This window comes from Alcanivorax sp. HI0044 (genome assembly GCF_001634945.1).
The window spans coordinates 1-1,620 of sequence record NZ_LWEZ01000325.1; the positions used below are offsets into that span (position 1 = coordinate 1).

Consider the following 1,620-nt stretch of genomic DNA (forward strand, 5'->3'; position numbering starts at 1 on the left):
CCACCGTGCTGTACAAGACCGGTCAGGGCCACACTGTGCAGGACGTGCGCGAGGTGAAAGGGCTCAATAATCCCGAGCTGGATGAGGCCGTGGGCGCTGACTACGCCGAGGAGCTGCGCGACACTCTGGAGCTGGTCCAGGGCGCCAGCCACGAGTTCGATCTGGAGCGTTTCCTGGCCGGCAAACTGACCCCGGTTTTCTTCGGCACCGCGCTGGGCAATTTCGGCGTTGACCATATGCTCGATGGCCTGGTGCAGTGGGCGCCGCCACCGCAGCCTCGCGATGCGACGGCTCGCACCGTGGCGGCCGATGAGCCCAAGATGACCGGCTTTGTGTTCAAGATTCAGGCCAACATGGACCCCCGCCACCGTGACCGTATTGCCTTTATGCGCATTTGTTCTGGCAAGTACCAGAAGGGCATCAAGCTAAAGCAGGTGCGTACCGGTAAGGACGTGCGTATTCCCGATGCGCTGACCTTCCTGGCCGGTGAGCGTGATAATGTGGACGAGGCTTTTTCCGGTGACATTATCGGGCTGCATAACCATGGCACCATTCAGATCGGCGATACTTTCACCGAAGGCGAAGAGCTGGCCTTCACCGGCATTCCGCACTTTGCACCGGAACTGTTCCAGCGGGTGGTGCTCAACGACCCGCTCAAAAGCAAGCAGCTGCACAAGGGCCTGACCCAGCTGGCAGAAGAGGGCGCTACCCAGGTGTTCTTCCCGCTGCGTAACAACGATGTGATTCTCGGTGCAGTGGGTACCCTGCAGTTCGACGTGGTGGCTGCGCGTTTGAAAGGCGAATACGGGGTAGATTGCCGTTATGAGCCGGTGAGTGTGGCCACGGCTCGCTGGGTGGAAGCCGATAGTGAAAAAGACATGTCTGCCTTTGAACGCAAAGCCTACGATAATCTGTCCCGGGACGGTGCAGGGCACCTGACCTACCTGGCGCCCACGCGGGTGAACCTGCAACTGGCCCAGGAGCGACACCCGGATATCCGTTTCCGTGAAACCCGGGAAATCTGAGAAGGCAATTAATAGTTAACAGTGAATAGTTAACAGCGAAAATCAGAAGAACCTGACCCATGCTAAACCTGGCCGTTTTACGACGGCTCGGGTAATGGAACCCGCATTTGAAACGAGGTGGACATGGATGCCGATACCGCTCGCCAATATCTTCTCGGCAAGCCTGAAGCGATGGAGGATTATCCTTTCGGCCCGGGTGTGGCGGTGATGAAAGTGCGCGACAAGATGTTCGCAACGCTGGGGCAGGAGGGTGGTGAAGGGCGCATGAATCTGAAGTGCGATCCGGATCAGGCTCATGCAGGCTGTTGGAAAGCCCCTTACATACTCAGTCTTCCAGGCTGGCTCGCAATCTACGCGCAATGTTGAAGGTGTGTGTCCACCCATCGAGACATTGCAACAACGAGTGCGGGCCAGCCTGGAAGACCCGGAGGGCGAGGCCAGAAGGGCACATCTGCTGCGCTTTGTCGCTAGGAAAGGGAACCACCCTGCCCGTCGCGACAAAACACAACAGCTGCACCCTTCTGACCACGCTGAGTACGCAAGGGGCTTTCCAACAGCCTGCTAGCGCTGCGGGACATCTTTTCCTCCGTGCTGC

Annotated in this window: 1 protein-coding gene and 1 pseudogene; both read left to right on the plus strand. The window is 58.5% G+C overall.

Going from position 1 to position 1,620, the window contains the following annotated elements:
- A partial coding sequence (gene prfC / locus A3730_RS03915) for a peptide chain release factor 3 (RefSeq protein WP_063537518.1) occupies positions 1–1,025 on the plus strand: 1,025 nt, incomplete at its 5' end.
- Between the two features lie 123 nt (positions 1,026–1,148).
- A pseudogene (locus tag A3730_RS03920) lies at positions 1,149–1,325 on the plus strand (MmcQ/YjbR family DNA-binding protein); the annotation flags it as partial.
- Between the last annotated feature and the right edge of the window lie 295 nt (positions 1,326–1,620).